The sequence below is a fragment of the Halobacteriovorax sp. YZS-3-1 genome, from assembly GCF_047084945.1.
Classification (GTDB): domain Bacteria; phylum Bdellovibrionota; class Bacteriovoracia; order Bacteriovoracales; family Bacteriovoracaceae; genus Halobacteriovorax_A; species Halobacteriovorax_A vibrionivorans.
Genome location: NZ_JBKIYI010000002.1, coordinates 153,875 through 171,447, shown reverse-complemented (window position 1 = coordinate 171,447; position 17,573 = coordinate 153,875). Strand labels below are relative to the sequence as shown.

18 protein-coding genes and 2 tRNA genes are annotated in these 17,573 nt (G+C 35.3%); 11 read left to right on the top strand and 9 right to left on the bottom strand.

The annotated features are described in order from the left end of the window. Positions 1-212: 212 nt before the first annotated feature. A complete protein-coding gene (gene mtaB, locus ACMAZI_RS10720; protein WP_115361985.1) occupies positions 213-1,523 on the bottom strand; it encodes a tRNA (N(6)-L-threonylcarbamoyladenosine(37)-C(2))-methylthiotransferase MtaB in 1,311 nt (436 codons plus the stop codon). Positions 1,524-1,725: 202 nt separating this feature from the next. Here mtaB and ACMAZI_RS10715 point away from each other — a divergent pair. Both ACMAZI_RS10715 and ACMAZI_RS10710 read left to right on the top strand, forming a co-directional pair. Beyond that, a tRNA-Lys gene (locus ACMAZI_RS10715) sits at positions 1,726-1,802 on the top strand. A 32-nt stretch (positions 1,803-1,834) separates the two neighbouring features. Then, positions 1,835-1,912: transfer RNA gene (locus tag ACMAZI_RS10710), tRNA-Glu, on the top strand. Between the two features lie 48 nt (positions 1,913-1,960). On the opposite strand, the gene ACMAZI_RS10705 is transcribed toward ACMAZI_RS10710, so the two are convergent. Next, positions 1,961-2,956, bottom strand: a complete 996-nt coding sequence (locus tag ACMAZI_RS10705) for a hypothetical protein (protein WP_412474079.1) — start codon at positions 2,954-2,956, stop codon at positions 1,961-1,963. A gap of 391 nt (positions 2,957-3,347) precedes the next feature. Here ACMAZI_RS10705 and ACMAZI_RS10700 point away from each other — a divergent pair, with 391 nt between their 5' ends. From ACMAZI_RS10700 to ACMAZI_RS10685, 4 genes are all read left to right on the top strand, one after another. After that, positions 3,348-3,482: a hypothetical protein gene (locus ACMAZI_RS10700; RefSeq protein WP_412474078.1), complete on the top strand. Its 135-nt coding sequence runs from the start codon at positions 3,348-3,350 to the stop codon at positions 3,480-3,482. A gap of 11 nt (positions 3,483-3,493) precedes the next feature. After that, on the top strand, positions 3,494-3,736 hold the full coding sequence (locus ACMAZI_RS10695; RefSeq protein WP_412474077.1) for a hypothetical protein: 243 nt from the start codon (positions 3,494-3,496) through the stop codon (positions 3,734-3,736). Positions 3,737-4,479: 743 nt separating this feature from the next. After that, positions 4,480-4,755 carry a hypothetical protein gene (locus tag ACMAZI_RS10690; RefSeq protein WP_115361987.1) on the top strand — a complete coding sequence of 92 codons (276 nt, stop codon included), beginning with the start codon at positions 4,480-4,482 and terminating at the stop codon, positions 4,753-4,755. 235 nt (positions 4,756-4,990) lie between these two features. After that, positions 4,991-6,430 carry a hypothetical protein gene (locus ACMAZI_RS10685; protein WP_115361989.1) on the top strand — a complete coding sequence of 480 codons (1,440 nt, stop codon included), beginning with the start codon at positions 4,991-4,993 and terminating at the stop codon, positions 6,428-6,430. Here ACMAZI_RS10685 and ACMAZI_RS10680 read toward each other — a convergent pair. Both ACMAZI_RS10680 and ACMAZI_RS10675 read right to left on the bottom strand, forming a co-directional pair. Beyond that, positions 6,427-7,251, bottom strand: coding sequence for an SDR family NAD(P)-dependent oxidoreductase (locus tag ACMAZI_RS10680; RefSeq protein ID WP_115361991.1), 825 nt, complete (start codon positions 7,249-7,251; stop codon positions 6,427-6,429). The genes ACMAZI_RS10685 and ACMAZI_RS10680 overlap by 4 nt on opposite strands. Positions 7,252-7,254: 3 nt before the next feature. Further along, on the bottom strand, positions 7,255-7,716 hold the full coding sequence (locus ACMAZI_RS10675) for a hypothetical protein (protein ID WP_115361993.1): 462 nt from the start codon (positions 7,714-7,716) through the stop codon (positions 7,255-7,257). Between the two features lie 115 nt (positions 7,717-7,831). Here ACMAZI_RS10675 and ACMAZI_RS10670 point away from each other — a divergent pair, with 115 nt between their 5' ends. Both ACMAZI_RS10670 and ACMAZI_RS10665 read left to right on the top strand, forming a co-directional pair. Next, complete coding sequence (locus ACMAZI_RS10670; protein ID WP_115361995.1) at positions 7,832-8,962, top strand: DUF3095 family protein; 1,131 nt, start codon at positions 7,832-7,834, stop codon at positions 8,960-8,962. Between the two features lie 70 nt (positions 8,963-9,032). Continuing rightward, positions 9,033-9,872 carry a lipid A-modifier LpxR family protein gene (locus tag ACMAZI_RS10665; protein ID WP_412474076.1) on the top strand — a complete coding sequence of 280 codons (840 nt, stop codon included), beginning with the start codon at positions 9,033-9,035 and terminating at the stop codon, positions 9,870-9,872. Here the strand turns inward: ACMAZI_RS10665 and ACMAZI_RS10660 are convergent. After that, positions 9,869-10,405: a GNAT family N-acetyltransferase gene (locus ACMAZI_RS10660; RefSeq protein WP_115361999.1), complete on the bottom strand. Its 537-nt coding sequence runs from the start codon at positions 10,403-10,405 to the stop codon at positions 9,869-9,871. The two genes, ACMAZI_RS10665 and ACMAZI_RS10660, sit on opposite strands and share 4 nt — an antisense overlap. Positions 10,406-10,582: 177 nt before the next feature. Between ACMAZI_RS10660 and ACMAZI_RS10655 the strand changes: the two genes are divergently transcribed. After that, complete coding sequence (locus tag ACMAZI_RS10655; protein ID WP_334678778.1) at positions 10,583-10,828, top strand: hypothetical protein; 246 nt, start codon at positions 10,583-10,585, stop codon at positions 10,826-10,828. Positions 10,829-10,901: 73 nt separating this feature from the next. Continuing rightward, positions 10,902-11,324: a MarR family winged helix-turn-helix transcriptional regulator gene (locus tag ACMAZI_RS10650; protein ID WP_158536871.1), complete on the top strand. Its 423-nt coding sequence runs from the start codon at positions 10,902-10,904 to the stop codon at positions 11,322-11,324. Here the strand turns inward: ACMAZI_RS10650 and ACMAZI_RS10645 are convergent. Further along, positions 11,321-12,190, bottom strand: a complete 870-nt coding sequence (locus ACMAZI_RS10645) for a radical SAM/SPASM domain-containing protein (protein ID WP_120404153.1) — start codon at positions 12,188-12,190, stop codon at positions 11,321-11,323. The genes ACMAZI_RS10650 and ACMAZI_RS10645 overlap by 4 nt on opposite strands. Positions 12,191-12,292: 102 nt before the next feature. On the opposite strand from ACMAZI_RS10645, the gene ACMAZI_RS10640 reads away from it, so the two are divergent. Continuing rightward, positions 12,293-13,171 carry a hypothetical protein gene (locus tag ACMAZI_RS10640; protein WP_412474075.1) on the top strand — a complete coding sequence of 293 codons (879 nt, stop codon included), beginning with the start codon at positions 12,293-12,295 and terminating at the stop codon, positions 13,169-13,171. 52 nt (positions 13,172-13,223) lie between these two features. Here the strand turns inward: ACMAZI_RS10640 and ACMAZI_RS10635 are convergent, their stop codons facing one another. From ACMAZI_RS10635 to ACMAZI_RS10625, 3 genes are all read right to left on the bottom strand, one after another. Further along, positions 13,224-14,351 carry a hypothetical protein gene (locus ACMAZI_RS10635; RefSeq protein ID WP_115362004.1) on the bottom strand — a complete coding sequence of 376 codons (1,128 nt, stop codon included), beginning with the start codon at positions 14,349-14,351 and terminating at the stop codon, positions 13,224-13,226. An 80-nt stretch (positions 14,352-14,431) separates the two neighbouring features. Beyond that, positions 14,432-15,376 (bottom strand): hypothetical protein, encoded by a 945-nt coding sequence (locus ACMAZI_RS10630; protein ID WP_115362005.1) that lies wholly within the window; start codon positions 15,374-15,376, stop codon positions 14,432-14,434. Positions 15,377-15,411: 35 nt separating this feature from the next. After that, positions 15,412-17,469, bottom strand: coding sequence for a DUF4105 domain-containing protein (locus ACMAZI_RS10625; protein ID WP_115362006.1), 2,058 nt, complete (start codon positions 17,467-17,469; stop codon positions 15,412-15,414). Between the last annotated feature and the right edge of the window lie 104 nt (positions 17,470-17,573).

Here is a 17,573-nt window from a genome sequence, read left to right as displayed (position 1 = left end):
GATAGGGACCTTCTCAGGGAGGGACAAGTTGAGATAAGCACGAGGAGTAAGAGGAGTTTTAAAAGCAGAACAAAATAAAGCTTACTTCCTTTTGCGTTCCCTATCGACAAGATTAGAATACGCAAAAGTTGATATGCATTTGTTCAACTATTGTTAGGAATCGGTTTTAAATTGTTAAAAAATTGTCAAAAGTGCCGTGAGCGGCGCAGCAATTACAATAACTCTGCAAAAACCTTATTATCTTTAAACTCTTTAAGTTGCACTTGATGAATTTGATTCTTCAAATCACCATCATGAGATACTTTTACGCGAATAAAGTTGGATGTATAACCTTCCCAAAGTCCGTTCTTATCTTTCTTTTCAAAAAGAACGTTAGACGTTTCACCAATAAAGTCTTCAGAGAACATATTAAGCTTAGCATCGCCTAACATCATCAGAGTCTTTACTCGACTCTTCTTTACTGGATGTTGGATATGGTCTTCCATACGTGCTGCAACCGTATTCTTTCTCTTAGAGTATGGGAACACATGAAAGTGTGTAATTGGTAATTCTTTTAAGAGGTTAAAAGTATCTTGAAATTGCTCATCTGTTTCACCAGGAAAACCACAAATAACATCGGCCCCAATCCCAGCATTTGGAAAACGTTCAATGATCTTATTTATAATGCGACGATAATCTTCCACAAGATACTTACGCTTCATCTTTGTGAGGATCTCATCATTTCCACTTTGCATAGGAACATGAAAGTGATCAAGAAACTTAGGTGAAGAGGCCATATAATCAAGAAGCTCATCTGTGATAGTATTTGGCTCAACACTTCCAAGGCGAATTCTCTCTAGGCCTTCAAGTGCATTTAACTCTTTCAAAAGATCCAGAAGTTTTTCACCTGACGTTGTTTCGTATTCACCAATATTAACACCAGTGAGAACAATTTCTTTAAAGCCTTGAGCAATAACACTCTTTGCTTCTTCAATCGCCTGAGCGATTGAGACGGCCTTAGAGCGTCCACGAGCAAAAGGAATAATACAGAATGAACAAACGTAATTACACCCGTCCTGAATCTTTAGAAACGCTCTCGTGTGACCTTCTTCTTTTGAAGTTGCCGCACCAAAGAAATCCTTAGATTTATCAATATGAATGGTATCTGTTTCATCTTCACTTAAATAATCAAAGACTTTATATTTCTCACTTGTTCCAAGAACAAGATCAACACCAGTCATTTTAGCAATGCGTGGGGCATCCATTTGGGCGTAACAGCCAGCGACGACAATCTTTCCATCAGGAGAAGCTCGATGGGCCTTACGAATTAAGTTGCGGCACGTAGAGTCCGCACCATCCGTTACTGTACATGTATTAATAAAAGTAACATCAGCACTATCACCAAATTCAACAACCTCATATCCACGCTCAACAAAGCCTTGAGAAATTGTTCCCGTCTCTGAAAAATTTAAACGACATCCTAAAGTGTGGAATGCCACTTTTTTTTGTGAATTATTATCTGTTGAATTTACTTCTGTCGTCACTGAAGTCTACCTTTATAAAGTCCTGTATTAATCGGCTTAAAATAGACTATTTCGGCTTTCGTGACAAGTTAGGCGATAAAAAATACCATGAGTAAATAAATTTAACTTCCTAAAAAAATTACCATTTTTCTTAACTTTTTTGAAAATCAGCATTGACTTCTGAACCAAGAACACTTATATTCTATCTCACCAAAACACAGATGGTCTCTTAGCTCAGTTGGTTAGAGCATCTCCCTTTTAAGGAGAGGGTCCTGCGTTCGAGTCGCAGAGAGATCACCATTTTGGTTTCCAAATCCGGGAAATAAGTTAGCGCTCCCATCGTCTAGCCCGGTCTAGGACACCGCCTTTTCACGGCGGTAACAGGGGTTCGAATCCCCTTGGGAGTACCAGTTTTATATTAGGCCAGATCTTAGATCTGGCCTTTTATATTTTAGGGCCTATTTTTTAATCCCCCCAATTACTTTCCCAATATCATATAAAATAAGGTCTTCTTTATATTTAACAATATGACTTTCAAGTTCCTCTACTCTTCTTTTATCTTTAATACTCAATTTGCCACTACCTAGACTTTTAATTCCATCAACGAGTACTAAAGATTTGTTAATAGTCGTATATACAAACTTACTCATTAAAATTAAGTCACAAATATAGATTAAGAGTATCTCTATCGCGGTAGGAGGATTAATGTAATGCAGGCCAACTGGAATATCAGAACTAAGTCTATATTCTTCATCAATACCCTTAAGTATAAGAAGTTCTATTTCTAGTGCATTAATTAATTGCAATGGTTGAGATAGACTAGATTTTAAATTTGATGCATTTAGAAGCGCTGCTTTTAATATGAAGTCCGTAGAATTTCTGTTGTTTAATTCTTCATAACTTCTCTTTTTGGTACATGTATAGTCTTTAAAACACTCGGAATCCTCCTTAATTGAAAGAATTGAAAGTGCCCCAGTCCCAACATAAGCAATATAGTTTAAACTATATGCCATTGGAGATACTACTGATCGCCACCACCCCTTTTCAATAGTTGCAGGCATTGAAAATAGAAGCTGAATTATAACAATAATAAATACTAGTTTGGTTTTATAAACTGGCTTATATTGATCACCTCTTTTATAAAAATAAAGAGAAAAAATAGATAAAAAGATTACTCCTACAAACAAAAATTCAAGTAATGTCCTAACCAAATACTCTTTCTTTGAAATCTTACTGATATCTAAAGATAATCTCCAAGATTCCTCTAGCTTATGAATCATTAAAGACGCAAATATTATGAATATTAAATAAAGAGCTATCAGAACGATTAAAGGAATATAGAGCCTTAATTTTAAAAAATAGTAGAAACTGATCCAAAAAATAGAAACAACAGTCAAATAGACAGAGAGATAAAATTTAGCTATTTTTCTAAACTCATCTTCAGTTAGAAGCATGACTAAAACTCATCATATTGACCCTGTAACTTTAAATGTGAACAAGGCTGCTACAGCAAGTAATAAAATATTCGTATAAATCAAACCAAATGAAATTATCAGCCAAAAAAGAACACTAAGAGCACCAGAGATGGTTTTCTTCCTCAATGCTCCGCTCTTCCATATATAGGTAATTAAAAATAAATGCATATATCCCAAGTTAAAACTTATATCTCTCACTGAAGCAAGATATGCATTTTTGTTATTTCTCATATACTCCATTAAAAGATTATAAGCCTTAAGTCGTTAAGTTCTTATAACTTCAATTACAGATAGTAATATTAAGTAATTACAGAAGCTTTCATTCTTTATTACTGCCAAGAATTGCTGTTTACTATGCTATTATTAATCTATGAATAAGTTTAAGAAATGGATATGGGATGGCGCCAACTGGTCATTCAAAGATAATTGGATCGCTTATATGACTATAGTACTGATTATACTTCCTATTATAGGAACATATCTTCTAGGACAAATTCTCGAATAAAGGACTTATATATGTGGCTAAAAACCTTCCAATCATACTCAGTTGAAGGATGGGAGATGCAAATGGCTTTCTCACTCCCCTTTATAATTTTACTTTTCAACTTCTCTCATAAGTTACAGTCAACAAAAGAAAGACTATCGCTTGAAAGAGTTGAAGAGAAAAGGGTGTTTTACAAAAAGAAAATTAGGGCCATAAGACTTGGAATGCTTATATTTATCATCTTATGGTCAGCTGCTCTGCTTCTAATCTATTAATTAATTCGGTCTGGTCAACACATAAAATGCCATGAAATCAAATGAAATACGATGAGAGGAAAGAAAGGTAAACGAATGATTTTACAACTAAGTCTTTGTTGATATTGAATTATCTTTTGCATCTGGATAAAACTTCAGTATTAGGCATCTTAAGAAGAATTTTGCTGAAAATACTCGAGGGAGAAAACGCTAACTTATTTAAATTGCATAAAGGTGTCGCATACCTGAATTACACTGTTTTTCTGAGGATTCGAACTTTCAATTAATTAATACTTCCCAACGACTAGCTTTGATTCGAAATCACGCGAGCTTCGCTCTTTGATTTCTTAAGTCACATTCATCTGTGCTTCAAAACTGCCCTTAGGGGCACTTTTGCCGCACGATGCCCCTTGGGAGTACCAGTTTTATAAAGAAGCCAGACCTAGTCTGGCTTTTTTATTTTTTGGAGGCAGCAATTGCCACGATGGCAAATTGATGCCGAACAACACCGACCGACCACTACGGGAGGTCAGGTGAACCAACTAAGCAAAATAGTCTCACTTACTTTTACTCACAATAATTCAAACAGAAGGGCCACGATGGCAAATTGATGCCGAACAACACCGACCGACCACTACGGGAGGTCAGGTGACGGGCCCTATTTTTCATTCAACCTCTAATTCATCAAATAAAATAACTAGACTAACCATTTCTTTAGAAGATATGTTCGTGAAAAAGTCACTAATAGATCATATGGAGGGGATATGAGATTTCTAGGTTTATTTTTCATCTTAATAACATTAAGCACTCAAGCATTTAATCTACCAGTTGTTGGAATTGGTAGATCGGGAAAAAAACATGAAGCCTATGAGGCCATGATTTCTTGGTGTGATAAAAATAAAGGTCAAATGGATGGTTATATTTGTCGTCGTGTAAGTAGTGAGGCCCACTGCTCATACAACACTTATGTATGCTCAGGGATTTGTATTGTTGGTGAAGAAGCATTAACAGAAGAGGCCCTAAGAGACTTTCAATTTTAATTGAAAACATTTCAATACTTTAGCACTATCAGGTACGAGATTGCGTATAAGAAGTTGCGATACGCGTCTCGTCCTGAAGCTGTATACCCGCTCTATCAGGGGTCTTCAAAGTAACAAAAACTGCATAAATATTTGTCATAACCCTGTTTAAATTACAAAAAGCACGTACCATACTGTGAATAAATACTATATATTGTATAATTAATACTATTTATTAAGGGGTGTACTAAATAGTATGCAAGCGAAAGACTACTTCCATTTGAATCAAAAATATCGTGAGTTCTTTCAAATGCACGTTTTGGCAGCAGTGATGATGATTATCATCTATATTGCCTTCTCATATTTTAATATTGAGCCTCACCTTTTAAAGGCCTTTAATCTTCTTATTCCATTTAATTTATTAATGGCATTTTGTTTTCATAAGAAATACTTTAAAAACCACTTAACGGGCTTCTTTTTTTTCACCGTTGTTGTCGAAAGTTTAATGTGGACTATTTACCCACGTTTGGCCGGATACACTCCAGCCAGCTCTTTTTGTTATATTGCTGCCATTATTATTTTGGCCTTTCATCTTCAGCATACAAATATAAAGTACTGTCTCCTGCACTTTCTTATTATTTCATTTAATAATTTTATGCTTGATGATCCCAATCTCGTATTAATTACATTTCTTCATATATTCATTACAACTGTGAGTTCAATCCAATCGATTATTTTTAGAAATAACGCTACTGAAATTCTACATAAAAAAGAATTCCACAAGAATATTTTAAATCTCAAAAGCTACTTCGCTCATAACTTATTAAATCCCATCAATAATATATTGAATGTCTTTTCTTCTGGGATTAAAGATCGAAAGAAAATAGAAGAAAGCCTAATTAAAAATAGCTCTCGTATCGAAGATTTTTTAGACGAAGACTTCGATGACGTTGACCACCTACTCGACTATCAAGTTGATATTTTCAACATTCCAATTTTCAATAACTTTAAGAAGTCTTCGATTATAGTCATCTTATCGATTTGTTTATTCTATATGCTCTATACAATTGATATCCATGCATCGATTTCAAATATCTCATATACTGGCCTAGCAATCGTTATAAACTTTCTAGTTTTTGCCTTTCATCTTTATAAGACAAAGAATCACTACTCTATTCAGAAAGTAAGTTTCTTTTATCTGCTGATAGCACAAATTCTTTTTTCAGCTAAATATTACTTCAGCCATGAGTCTGCTGTCTCACTCTCTCTACTATTGAGTAGCCTTCTATTTACAATAGTCTTAGCGGCCAATACTCGAGAGAAGTATATTTATATTTTATCGACAACGGCTTGCCTTCTCTCTCTTGTCACTGCAGATACAACACATATTATTATGTTTATTTCCTTTATCATTTACTTTACGAAAGTCGTCCTAGGATTCTATTTTAAGCATGAAATTATAAATGCAAGAATTAAAGACCTTGTTAAACAAGAAATATCTTTTGAATACTCAAATAAAATAGAGAAAAACCTAATTCCACTTTTTAGAAACCTTAAAAAAGATATTGATAACTTTATTATGAATAGTAGTGATAATCTCGATACAGAGGTTTTAAAAAGTGCACAGAGCCTCACCGAAGCGGTCTATATACTTAATCAAACAGACGAAAATGGCCAAACAGATTTCAGAAATTAATTAGATAGAGACTTTGCTAATTCAATGGCCTCTTGTACTTCATTGCCTTTAAAGCCTCGTTTTTCAATATAGCGTCGAAAAAAGCCACTCGCCTTTGCCACTAAAGTCTTGCGCTTAGGAATGACAACTAACTCAGCTCGATCTTCGAGGCCATTTAAGATCTCATCCACAACTTCTTCAACAGTGATCATTTTCCAAGGGCCTTCTTTATTTCCCCCCCATAATTTGTGCCCCACGGGATCACTCGTTACATTATCCATTAATGGAGAAGGAAAGAAAGTTGGATGATAGCTTCCAACATCGACTCCGAGATGTTTTACTTCTAATCTAATACTATTGCATACAGCGAGCATTCCGGCCTTACTAGCAGCATATGATGCCTGCAAAGGACAATGAACAAATGAGGCCATCGAGCAAATTGCAGCGAGGTAGCCCTTGCTTTCTTCAATATACGAAAGTGCAGCCTTAAATGTTCTCCATGAACCATTTAAATTTATATCGATAACTCTTGAGAAGTCTCTTTCATCAGTTGTCGTCATTGGTGCAATTTGAGTTATACCAGCATTAGCAATAACAATATCAATCTGTCCGTAATGATCGTTAACTTTGGCCATTGCCTTTTTAATCGATTCGTAATCTGTTATATCAACTTCTAATCCTAAGGCGTTGAGCTCAGTGGCCTGCTTTTTAACTTGCTCGACATCAAGGTCCATTAATGCAAGCTTAGCTCCTCGCTTTTCTAATTCAAGACTCAAGGCCTTTCCTAGTCCTCCAGTTGTACCGGTAATAGCAATGACTTTGTTTTTAAGATGACTGTTCATAGCCTATTGTAGGTCCACTTCAATAACGTTTTTAAATTTTGCATGACAGTTTAAAACCTTTTTAAAAAATCCGGTTTCTTCACACTTAATATTTGAAAGATAAGTATCTTCAAATGTTACTTCAATATTTTGCATTTTTGCCATTAGCTCAACGTAGAAATCATTAGTCATCTGTTTTATAATACTTTCTTGTGATCTCTCATCAGAATAAGAAAAGCCCATTGTAGACTCTTTGAAACGTCCAAAGTCAGAAAAAGAAAATAATCTTGCATCCACCTGCTTTCTCTCTTCCATGCTTAACTTTGCCATCTTTGCCGTTCTTCCATTCCTAACGACTGAAATGCTTCCAGCTTTCTTCTTTACAGAAACATTCCATTTAACATAACCATGGTTTTCTAACGTAAATGAACCAGCATAAATACTAGAACATAGAACGCTTATAATTAAGCAGTATATGTACCTCATAATCTCTCCTTTGCTCATTTATATCATGTCACAGAAGGCAGATTTTATAGCTTGTAAATATGATAGTGTGTTAATTCTTTAGATAGGTTAAAATACTGTAATTAAAGGATATTCTATGGCTTTTGACTTCTATGAGAAATTACCGGTAATCACTGATTTTAATAATATGACTGATCGACAATTCTACCGCGATCTACCAAGTGATTGGTCGATTATTGTAACAGACGTCAAAGGCTCGACAAAGGCCGTTGCAGCAGGAAAATATAAGGACGTAAACCTTATTGGTGCAGCAACAATCTCCTCAATTCAGGCAAAATTAAAGACCTTAAACTTCCCTTTCGTTTTTGGGGGTGATGGTGCAACTGTTGTTTTGCCAAATGAAGCCATTGAAAAAGTCAGAGGCGAGCTTATTGCATTAATGAATATTTCAAAAAAGAAATTTGGCTTAGAACTTAGAGTGGGAATGATTTTAAATTCAGAATTACTTGAAAAAGATATCAAAACAAAAATATCTCGCTATCGAATTAATCCCAATCAAAGTATTGCAGTCTTTAGTGGCGGTGGCCTCAAAGAAGCAGACCGTATTATTAAAGACCAATATGATAAATACCAACTTAAAGATAGTAACCCTATTGCCGATTCTGACTTAAGTAATTTGTCATGTCGATGGAACCCTATCCCTAGTAAAAAAGGTAAAATCTTAACTCTACTTATTGAATCAATTGGAGTTGAAGATCATTACAAAGAAATACTTCAAAGAATTAATGAGATTATGGGCAAAGATATTGCTCAATCGGGTCCAATGAATCTTGAAAAGATGTCATACAAAAGTTTTCTTCGCTGCTTAATTGAAGAGTCAAAATTTTCTCTTTCTTTTAAGCGACTGAAAGATATCTTCTTTTCTATTGTGCTTTTTAAATGGGGAAAGTTTAAAAACTACCCAAATGTCGAAAATTATCGCAATCAAATGGGAAGCCATAGTGATTATAAGAAGTTTGATGACATGATTAGGCTAGTTCTTGATTGTTCTAATGATCAAATCGAATCAATCAAGACTTATTTAGAAGAGCAATATCAAAAAGGAACTATCATCTATGGAACTCACCTATCAGATACTGCTCTCATGACTTGTTTAGTTGAAACAATCGATGATGGAGGGCATATTCACTTTATAGATGGAGGAGATGGCGGCTATACATCAGCATCTGTTCAACTTAAAGCCCAAGCAAAGGCATTAGTCGAGTAATAAGGTCCGATAACTAGAACAATAATTCCGACTAAATTTTTGAACATTTGATTAATGATAAACTTTTTTAGTGAAAGTATTATTAATATCAATACTATTCTTAATTTCTTCTTTATCTTTGGCCCAAAGTAAGCGTGCCAATGAGCTTTCTATTAAATTTGATAATGATGCTGCCTTTGAAACAGATAAGTACTACTCCAATGGAATTGAACTTATGTATAAAAGAAGATTTGGTGGTCAAAGCTCGTTAACAAAGTTTCGTCTTGGAGTTGCCCACAAGATCTTCACTCCAGAAGCAACTCTGAGTACAGCTGTTGTCGAAGGAGACCATCCATATACAGGATTACTCTATGGAATCTTTGGATTTAGCCATGTCAATAATAGCTATTATCTAAGGGCCGATCTCTGGTATGGAAAACAAGGCCCAGATGCAAAGGCCGGATCACTTCAAAATCTCTTTCATCGAATGACGCCATCATCTCAAGTAAATGGATGGCAAAATCAAACAAGTAATCAAACATTTTATAATGGTGAGTTTAAGATTATAAAAATTAATCGAGGTCCCGTTTTTGAATTCTCTCCCTGGCTACAAGGGCACACGGGTGGGCTTCTTAGAGATGTAGAACTTGGCCTTAAGATGGCCATCCATCTTGGTTTTCTTGAATTCTTTACAAATGGATCTGTTGTAAATAATTACTTCAATGCCATTTTACAAGGCTCAAAGAAGCAAGATTCTACTTATGTAATTGCCAGCGAGGATATGAAAGATATCTATTATAAGGCCGATGCAGGATTTCACCTTCTCCTACAATCATTTCGTCTAACTTTAAAAGTGAATTATTATAGCGCTCAATTTGAAGGAGCAAAAGATCATACCTACGCGACTTTAGAGACAGCTTTCTACTTCTAATCTCTAAGAATTGAGTAATATTTCATATCCCAAAACTTATTGCGATGATAAATCTCACGTCTTAATGTTCCCTCATAGGTCATTCCAAGCTTTTGCATAACCCTCTCACTTGCAAGGTTTTCAGACTTACATCGGCATTGAATTCGCTCGATATCAAAGTGCTCAAAGCAATACTCAATAACAGCATCGGCAGCTTCTACAATAATCCCTTGTCCCCAGTACTCATCATTTAGGACATAGGCCAATTCCATACTCTTATTCTTCGTTGATACCCAAAAGCATCCTACACAACCAATCAACTTTCCCTCACCTTTTAAAGTAATGGCAAAAGGCTCGGGAACTCCTTGCTCGTAATTTGAAAATGCATATTTTTCGATGAAGTCGATACTATCCTGGACAGATTCATGAGGCTCCCAAAGGGTGTATTTTGATATATGTGGCTTCTTGCCATATTCGAAAATGGCATCTTGGTCACTTAGTCTAATTTCTCTAAGCTCAAGTCGTTTTGTTTCAATTTTTGGTGGATGCCACATTTTTACCCTCCCCAGGAGATTCACTAAATATCAGATTTTATTATAAAGACAAAAAATTTACATAGGAAGTGCATTTTTCTATTGTGCGAAATTTGAGACAGGAATATTATATAACCTAGATATATAAATAAGGTATATATCTTAAGTATATACTAATAACTTATGAGGAAATTAATGATGAAAAAGCTTAGCCTACTGTTACTCCTATCTTTGATGTTCAACACTTCTTTAACGTTTGCACAAGAAGATTGGTCAGACTCAACAAGTGAGACTGAAACAGCAACAGAATATGAAAGTTCTGATAATGCACCAGCAACTGATTGCTCGGCGACTGATGATTGTGTAGATACTTCGTCAGAAGAATCATCTGCACTTGGATCTGAGACAACGTCCGATGACTCTGATCTAGAAGTCGAATATTAAACCCTTTTCGCAGCGGCCATAGTGGTCGCTGCCTTCGTTTACTAACCAGCTTTATCGTGTATATAATATGCTTGTGAAAGACTTAGCATTTTCAAGAATACTTTTAGATATTATGCCCTTTATTGTTCGCTCAATTAGAGACGAAGTTAAGGCCGTGGCATCTCCACGTATTTCCTATCCCCAATTTAGGGCCTTATCAAATATCGGTCGCGGACTGACGACAGTGGGTGAATTGGCCGAACATCATGGGATTAGCCAACCGGCCATGACAAAGACTATCAATATTCTTGTTGATGAAGGGCTTGTTACAAAGAAGAAGTCAGTTGAAGATGGAAGACTAACACTATTAAGCTTAAGCACTAAGGGCCAGGGACTTTACAATGAGGTCTGGTCAGAAGTTCAAGAAAAGATCTCAGTAAAACTTAAAGACTTTCCTATAAAAAATAGAAAGATGATGGTTTCAAATCTTGAGAAATTAAAAAGTATTATTAGTTAGGACTTTTGAAATCGATTGATATAAGTACAATGCTTACAGAACTCCTCAACTCTCTTATTATTATCAAAGCCTTTTCTCATTGCAATTGCTCTGTCAGACTTTAATATACCAGCAAGGTCTTGTTCAAATGCATTTCCAAGTGGAATCTGACATTCCTTATCCAGGCAACAAGGTACGACTGTACCGTCAGCATGGATTCCAATATGTGATTTAAGAGCATGGCAACGGCCGATCTCACCTTGATTTGGAAGATCCCAAGATGGCCAATCAAAATGCGTATCAAAATGAAGATAGACACGATTCCAAATTCTCTTACTTTTAATTGATTCAACTTGTGTACGACGATTCACTTCAATATCGTAAAAGCGCTCAAGGATCTGGAAGACTTCTTCATTTTCTTCCATAATCTGCTCATTTCGGCCGAGATTCCAAAGTCGATAATTCACATATGTCTCAGGTGAGACTTCATTTAACTCACGAGAGAAATCGAGAATAGGACGCAAGTAAGTGTAGAAATCGCGATTGGGAAAATTATCTTTATAACTTTGTATCGAAAAATTTATTTGCCTAAGAACCTTGCTTTTTAGAAGGATCTCTTTTCGATTGGCAATCACCACACCATTAGTCGTTATCTGAACAGGTACGTTATTTTCTTCACATATCTCCATCATTTTAACAAAGTTAGGATGGGCCAGTGGCTCCCCCATTAAATGAAGACATACTTGTTTCGCCAAAGGCTTTGCTTGCTTTAGAACCTTTTCAAAATCCTCAGGGCCCATGACTTTATTATCACGTTCCACCACTGGACAGAATGAGCACTGCAAATTGCAAATATTTGAAATTTCGATAAAGATTCTGTCTAACATAATCCATTTCTAACACGCTTCATCATGGCATGTCATGCTTTTTGACGAATGGCATATAGCACTCGATAATTATTATATTCAACAAAACTTAGGGAGTTCAAAATGAAGCAATTTCTATTGGTATTAGCTATTTTTATAAGCTCGGTATCGGCCCAAGCAAGCCTTGATCAATTCTGTAAATCAAAGAAAGGCGATACTGGTCACTATAAGAATGGTGATAACTACTATATCTACAAAGGAGCTTTTCTCTATAAATTTGAAGAAGATCAAATTAGATTGATCTTTTCAAAATATGAAATCCGGTCAGTAAGAGAATACGATGATAAGATCTATATCCTTACTCCAGACTATATTTTTGTCCACCGTCTCGGTGACTATGAATTCGTCACAAGTTTTCCAACTACCGATCAGCAAATGACAAAGAAGCATCAAACGGCTCAAGATATGGCAATACTCAATGATAAACTCTTTATCGCTCACGGCTCACTTGGCCTAATAAAGATTGATCTTCTTGGAAATAGCATCGAATCAAATCATCAATTTGACCTACCTCACGAAAGAGGACAAGTATCAACAGCAACAGGTATTGATACTTATAATGGAAGACTTTTTGTGATGCTCGATAATGTTACTTACAACTTCTCAACAAAGAAAAGGGCCTATGAAGGACTGGTTATCTTAGACGAAAATATGAATCAACAAAGAGTTGTTCCAATTCGTCAAAATAGAGAAGCACTACATATGCCAAAGGCCATCATTTCTGGCGGATTCCTTATTTCAAGAAATATGCAAAACCTATATTTTTATAAATTAAGTGAATTAGATCGAGTCAGAACACTCTGGCCCAAGCGTAGACTTTACGACTTTGCAGGAGTGGATTTAGACTCAAATCCTTGGATATCAAATGGACAAGTATATGGATGCTTTAATCGATATGATGGAAAAGGGTTTGAATACATGCACAGAGAATTTCAATTATAAAATAAGAAAGCCTAGCAATTGCTAGGCTCTCTTCACTTATTAGAATAAAGTTTTATCTAACAAATTCAATATGTCCTTCATTAATTCTCTCCAATTCCTCATCTAAATTAGGAACAGAAAGTTTTAATTTAATATAGGCATCAATTTCTCTATCTCCAAGAAGAGCATTTAATTCTTCTCCATTAACAACATTTTCATTAATCATATTTCTGATTAGATCACGTAGCCCCGCAAGACCTTCAACATCACCTCTTTCAACCATTTGTTCAATTTGTTCTCTTTCTTTTCTATTAAAATCAAATAAGTGAGAGATTCCTGTTGTTGCTTGTGAAACTAGGTAGAAAGCTGCACCAATACCTTCTGAAGTTAACGAGATACCATTTCCTGTATACTGTGTACCTTTTTCAAGATTGTCAGCACCAACTAGAAATGTTGTTAGTTCAGAAGATTCTTCACTGGCCTTAGCAATAAGTTCAAGTGCCTCTTCTGTTGCCATTGAAGAAATATCAATTGGCTTCTCGAGTACTTTTGAAAGGAATTCATTTAAGTCTGTTAAAAGCTCTGATCCTTTTGTCGTCGCTTCTAAAGCTAGTTCTACGATTCTCTCAATTCGAGAAAGACGTGTTGCCTTTGACAATAGCTTTGCAACTTCTTCTGTTGCCATCGATGTAATATCAATAGGCTTCTCTAATACTCTTGATAAGAATTCATTTATATTTGTCAGTAGCTCTGATCCTTCTGTTGTACCTTGATAAGCAAGGTCTAGGATGTGATCTAGAACCTCACCAGTTTTCTCTAAGCTTGGCTCTAGGAAAATATAGATTTTTCTTGAAGCTTGAAGGCCGGCTTTTGTAGCATCTCCAGATACTTCAAAAACCATCGCAATTCCATCGGCAGTGAAACGAAATACTGGTTTTGAGACTTCAGATATTTTAATAACTTGTTTAGCAATTTGTTCAGATGTACGGTAAGAAGACTGAAGACTCTTTGAAATTAAAGCTTCAAGTTGTTCACCAGTAATATCTGCGACTTCAACTGTTTTATCAATTGAACTTTTTCCGGCATCATATAATGCCTCTGATACTTTTGAAGAAGCACCTAGAGATGCATCTCTCATTTCAACTGCGTTTGCTTGAAGTGCTATTAATGTAAGCAATGCTGCTGCTGTCATCTTTTTCATTTCTATCCTCTCTGTGTATATGTATGTTTTGTTGTTTTGTTTTATAAATGGGAGCCAAAAATGGCCCCCAGTAGGAATGATTATTTTATTCCGTATACTTGTTTAAGATTTTCTTCTAAGTTAGGAACTGTAAGCTTAAGCTTGATATAAGCATCAACTGCATTGTCATCAAGTAGAGCATTAAGATCTTCACCATTTGCGATATTTTCGTTGATATTGTGTCTGATTAGATCACGAAGACCTGCTAGACCTTCAACATCACCTCTTTCAACCATTTGCTCAATCTGCTCTCTTTCTTTTCTGTTGAAATCAAATAATTGAGAGATACCAGTTGTCGCTTGAGAAACTAGGTAAAATGCTGCTCCAATTCCGTTAGAAGTTAGAGAAATTCCCTCTCCAGTATACTCAATACCTTTTTCAAGATTTTCAGCACCTAGTAAGAACTCAGAAACCTTAGTTGACTGCTCACTTGCTTTTTCAACTAGCTTTGCAATTTCTTCTAAAGTCATTGTTGTAATATCTAGTGGCTTTTCAAAAACCTCTGATAGGAATCTATTAATATCAGTAATTAGTTCAGATGCTTCTGATGTTCCTTCAAATGCAAGCTCGATGATTTCCATTAAGAATTCACCAGTTTGCTCAAGAGTTGGCTCAAGAAAAATATAGATTTTCTTTGAAACATCAAGACCTGCTTTTGTTGCATCTCCAGATACTTCAAATACCATTGCAAGACCTTTACCTGTTAAACGGAAAGCTGGCTTAGATACTTCTGATAGCTTTACGATCTGTTTAGCGATCGTCTCTGAAGCTCTGTAAGATGACTGTAGATTCTTAGAAATAAAAGCCTCTAATTGCTCACCTGTAAAATCAGCTACTTTAACTGTTTCATCTGTAGCACTTTTTCCTGCATCATAAATAGCTTCTGAAACTTTTGAAGAAGCACCAAGAGATGCATCTCTCATTTCAACTGCGTTTGCTTGAAGTGCGATTAGTGTAAGTAGTGCTGTTGCTGTCATTTTTTTCATTTTGTTCTCCTTTTTTGTTTTTTGTATTTTTAAAATTATTGGTTTGAATAAATCTTCATTGACATAATTCGTGATTCGTTTCTTATATTTCTAATTAAATCTAGTACTCTTGCTAAATCTTGTACTTCATCTTCATAGTTTGCTTTAACATCTTCTAATAACTGGTTCTCCATCTCTTCTAATTCGTGGGCCTTTGTATTGTGACGTTCAAAGTCTGAGTCCTTAACAACTAGTGGAATTCCATAATCATGGTCATTTGGTTTAACTCTTGTTGATTTACGAAGCTCATTCCATCTGTTAATTCTTTTTCCAAGTTCAGTCTCTTCTTCCATATTCTTATCTAAGAAGTTACCAACTTCTTCATCAATATAAGCTTGCTTAATCTTAAAGATTGCGCCTGTTAGAATTGAAAGATTCTTTAAACCTTGCTCAACATCTCTAGTTTCGCCAGCAAGTTTTAACTCTTCATATTTTTCAAATAAGCGATCAACATCAAATTCTTCTAAGATGTCTTTAATAAACTTTTCACGCTTAATCTTTTTATAGCGGTGGTGGTGCTGAGGACCAACTCTTCTGCGATATACTTTGTAGTCTGATTCTTCCATTCCAAATAATGACTTCTTAACATGCTTTAAAAGGTCGATATCACTTGGAAAGAACATTCCTTGCTCTTGGGCCTTTTCAAGGTCATCTAAATCTTCCTCATTTGAAAACTTACTTTCAGTAAACTTATCTAATAGTGAGTAAGGCAGAATTACTCTTTCATGTGCAAAGTCACTACTAGGAAAAGCTGCTTGAAATAATTCATTTGATTCTGAAGCACAATTGTTAGTGATAAACTTATAATCACCTTCGTACTCCCAATATGTTTCTAGAACTTTATGGATAAAGTCACGTTTCTCTTCTTTTGATAAATAGATAGGTTGGCTAATTAGGTCTCTTAACTCTCCACCATTGTACTCATTAAGTACTTCTGGAAATGAAAGCATAAATAATACTGAATCATATCCACCAAAGACACCTTTTAACATGTCACTTTTAATATCTGAAACGTTGGCACGATAAGATAGAACAACATGGTATAATTTATCTTTTAGACAGTTCTCATCGACCTTCTTTCTAAAAGGAGCACAAAGAACAATTCTAAACATTGAGTGACCAAAACCAGAAATTACAGAGTCACCTTTTGAAGCAAGTAAGTAATCAACACGATAAACACGATCTGGGTTTATATCTCTTACTGTTTTAAGATCGTCTAAAACAATCTTAGAATAGATTTCACAATTATTATCTTCAAATGGCCTGTGATTTAATAACTCACTATAGAACTTATAATAACTTGGTCTTTTACACTTATAGTCCTTATCCATTAAAAAGAATTCGAAGTTAACAGCATTATGCTCGTCTAGATTTTCATATTCGTACGAGTCTGCTGATCTCTTATTTGAAAGATTCTTTGTTTTCTTTTTAAAGAATCCCTTCTTCCAATTTGCTAATTTAAAAAATGAATGTAGTCCACTAATCGACTTTCTATTTCTCTCTTGTGAAAGTACAGCACGACATTCTGAAGACACATGATTGCGATCTTCTTTTTCTCTTTCACAAATACGTGCCTTTGATTTATGCTCGTCCGTTCTGACATATTTTAAGTCATAGAGGTGGGCAAGTTCATGTAGAATAGTTGCCTGGGCCTTACGAAGATAGTTTCGATGACCACAGTTATATTGAACTGTGCCCTCTTCATTGTTGATAATCTCGTTTATAAATAGAGAAGATATTTTTATTTCATCGCGATTAAAGAAACTTACTTTTCCGTACTTAATCCCAGCTGCATCATCACAACGATTTGTAGGAAATTTTGAAAAGGCTTCATTCTCTTTAAATTTCGTAAAGGTAATTTCAACTGCTTCACCAATGGCATCGCGAACCGTGGCCGGAACTTTCTCATCAACATTAGATAGGAATCTTTCAATATTAGGAACTAGGTCTTTTGGGACACTCTTCTTATTAAGCTTAAACACTGGCCCACTATAAGAGAAAGCCACTGTTGTTAATAAAGTAGTCACTAAGTACTTAAAAGTTTGTTGTTTCATAACATTCCTTAAACAGTTGTCTAAAACTTGTTCAGCTTGAGATAGTTAACTAGCTGAATCTCGTTCTCATTTGTTTGTTTGGAATATTATGTTGCAACCACTGT

Coding starts and splice junctions, on each gene's coding strand:
- ACMAZI_RS10705 (WP_412474079.1), bottom strand. CDS start 2,956: ATGCTTCTAACTGAAGATGAGTTTAGAAAAATAGCTAAATTTTATCTC.
- ACMAZI_RS10700 (WP_412474078.1), top strand. CDS start 3,348: ATGAATAAGTTTAAGAAATGGATATGGGATGGCGCCAACTGGTCATTC.
- ACMAZI_RS10695 (WP_412474077.1), top strand. CDS start 3,494: ATGTGGCTAAAAACCTTCCAATCATACTCAGTTGAAGGATGGGAGATG.
- ACMAZI_RS10690 (WP_115361987.1), top strand. CDS start 4,480: ATGAGATTTCTAGGTTTATTTTTCATCTTAATAACATTAAGCACTCAA.
- ACMAZI_RS10685 (WP_115361989.1), top strand. CDS start 4,991: ATGCAAGCGAAAGACTACTTCCATTTGAATCAAAAATATCGTGAGTTC.
- ACMAZI_RS10680 (WP_115361991.1), bottom strand. CDS start 7,251: ATGAACAGTCATCTTAAAAACAAAGTCATTGCTATTACCGGTACAACT.
- ACMAZI_RS10675 (WP_115361993.1), bottom strand. CDS start 7,716: ATGAGGTACATATACTGCTTAATTATAAGCGTTCTATGTTCTAGTATT.
- ACMAZI_RS10670 (WP_115361995.1), top strand. CDS start 7,832: ATGGCTTTTGACTTCTATGAGAAATTACCGGTAATCACTGATTTTAAT.
- ACMAZI_RS10660 (WP_115361999.1), bottom strand. CDS start 10,405: ATGTGGCATCCACCAAAAATTGAAACAAAACGACTTGAGCTTAGAGAA.
- ACMAZI_RS10655 (WP_334678778.1), top strand. CDS start 10,583: ATGAAAAAGCTTAGCCTACTGTTACTCCTATCTTTGATGTTCAACACT.
- ACMAZI_RS10645 (WP_120404153.1), bottom strand. CDS start 12,190: ATGTTAGACAGAATCTTTATCGAAATTTCAAATATTTGCAATTTGCAG.
- ACMAZI_RS10640 (WP_412474075.1), top strand. CDS start 12,293: ATGAAGCAATTTCTATTGGTATTAGCTATTTTTATAAGCTCGGTATCG.
- ACMAZI_RS10635 (WP_115362004.1), bottom strand. CDS start 14,351: ATGAAAAAGATGACAGCAGCAGCATTGCTTACATTAATAGCACTTCAA.
- ACMAZI_RS10630 (WP_115362005.1), bottom strand. CDS start 15,376: ATGAAAAAAATGACAGCAACAGCACTACTTACACTAATCGCACTTCAA.
- ACMAZI_RS10625 (WP_115362006.1), bottom strand. CDS start 17,469: ATGAAACAACAAACTTTTAAGTACTTAGTGACTACTTTATTAACAACA.